Raw genomic sequence first — 1,790 nt, forward strand, 5'->3', positions numbered from 1 at the left:
CGCCGGCCCCGGTAAAGCTCCAGCGAAGCTGGTGTGTGACGGGTGGCTGGTCGTTGTTTGAGAACTGCACAGTGGACGCGAGCATCTGTGGCCAAGTTTTTAAGGGCGCACGGTGGATGCCTTGGCACCAGGAACCGATGAAGGACGTGGGAGGCCACGATAGTCCCCGGGGAGTCGTCAACCAGGCTTTGATCCGGGGGTTTCCGAATGGGGAAACCCGGCAGTCGTCATGGGCTGTCACCCTTGTCTGAACACATAGGGCAAGTGGAGGGAACGCGGGGAAGTGAAACATCTCAGTACCCGCAGGAAGAGAAAACAACCGTGATTCCGGGAGTAGTGGCGAGCGAAACCGGATGAGGCCAAACCGTATGCGTGTGAGACCCGGCAGGGGTTGCGCATGCGGGGTTGTGGGATCTCTCTTCCACGGTCTGCCGGCCGTGGGACGAGTCAGAAACCGTTGATGTAGGCGAAGGACATGCGAAAGGTCCGGCGTAGAGGGTAAGACCCCCGTAGTCGAAACATCAGCGGCTCGTTTGAGAGACACCCAAGTAGCACGGGGCCCGAGAAATCCCGTGTGAATCTGGCGGGACCACCCGCTAAGCCTAAATATTCCCTGGTGACCGATAGCGGATAGTACCGTGAGGGAATGGTGAAAAGTACCCCGGGAGGGGAGTGAAATAGTACCTGAAACCGTGTGCCTACAAGCCGTGGGAGCGTCGGAATGGAGCTTGCTCTGTTCTCGTGACTGCGTGCCTTTTGAAGAATGAGCCTGCGAGTTTGCGGTGTGTTGCGAGGTTAACCCGAGTGGGGAAGCCGTAGCGAAAGCGAGTCCGAATAGGGCGGTTGAGTAGCACGCTCAAGACCCGAAGCGGAGTGATCTAGCCATGGGCAGGTTGAAGCGGAGGTAAGACTTCGTGGAGGACCGAACCCACCAGGGTTGAAAACCTGGGGGATGACCTGTGGTTAGGGGTGAAAGGCCAATCAAACTCCGTGATAGCTGGTTCTCCCCGAAATGCATTTAGGTGCAGCGTCGTGTGTTTCTTGCCGGAGGTAGAGCACTGGATAGGCGATGGGCCCTACCGGGTTACTGACCTTAGCCAAACTCCGAATGCCGGTAAGTGAGAGCGCGGCAGTGAGACTGTGGGGGATAAGCTCCATGGTCGAGAGGGAAACAGCCCAGAGCATCGACTAAGGCCCCTAAGCGTACGCTAAGTGGGAAAGGATGTGGAGTCGCACAGACAACCAGGAGGTTGGCTTAGAAGCAGCCACCCTTGAAAGAGTGCGTAATAGCTCACTGGTCTAGTGATTCCGCGCCGACAATGTAGCGGGGCTCAAGCGTACCGCCGAAGTCGTGTCATTCATATATATAGCCCCAACGGGTGTATGGATGGGTAGGGGAGCGTCGTCTGCCGGGTGAAGCGGCACTGGAAGGTAGTCGTGGACGGTTGACGAGTGAGAATGCAGGCATGAGTAGCGATACAAACGTGAGAAACGTTTGCGCCGATTGACTAAGGGTTCCTGGGTCAAGCTGATCTGCCCAGGGTAAGTCGGGACCTAAGGCGAGGCCGACAGGCGTAGTCGATGGATAACCGGTTGATATTCCGGTACCCGCTGTGAAGCGTCAAACATCGAGCATCGTGATGCTAAGGCCGTGAAGCCGTTCCGGACCCTTCGGGGAAAGGAAAGTGGTGGAGCCGCCGAACCAAGCGGTTAGTAGGTGAGTGATGGGGTGACGCAGGAAGGTAGTCCATCCCGGGCGGTGGTTGTCCCGGGGTAAGGGTGTAGGACGG

The 1,790-nt window shown here is 57.6% G+C and carries 1 rRNA gene (running past one end of the window); it reads left to right on the plus strand.

Annotation, left to right across the window (positions count from 1 at the left end):
* Nucleotides 1-89 precede the first annotated feature (89 nt).
* Nucleotides 90-1,790: ribosomal RNA gene (locus tag ABZ576_RS34165) — 23S ribosomal RNA — on the plus strand (its annotated part continues 1,486 nt past the right edge of the window); the annotation flags it as partial.

It is taken from the genome of Streptomyces sp. NPDC013455, from assembly GCF_040632975.1.
GTDB lineage: Bacteria > Actinomycetota > Actinomycetes > Streptomycetales > Streptomycetaceae > Streptomyces.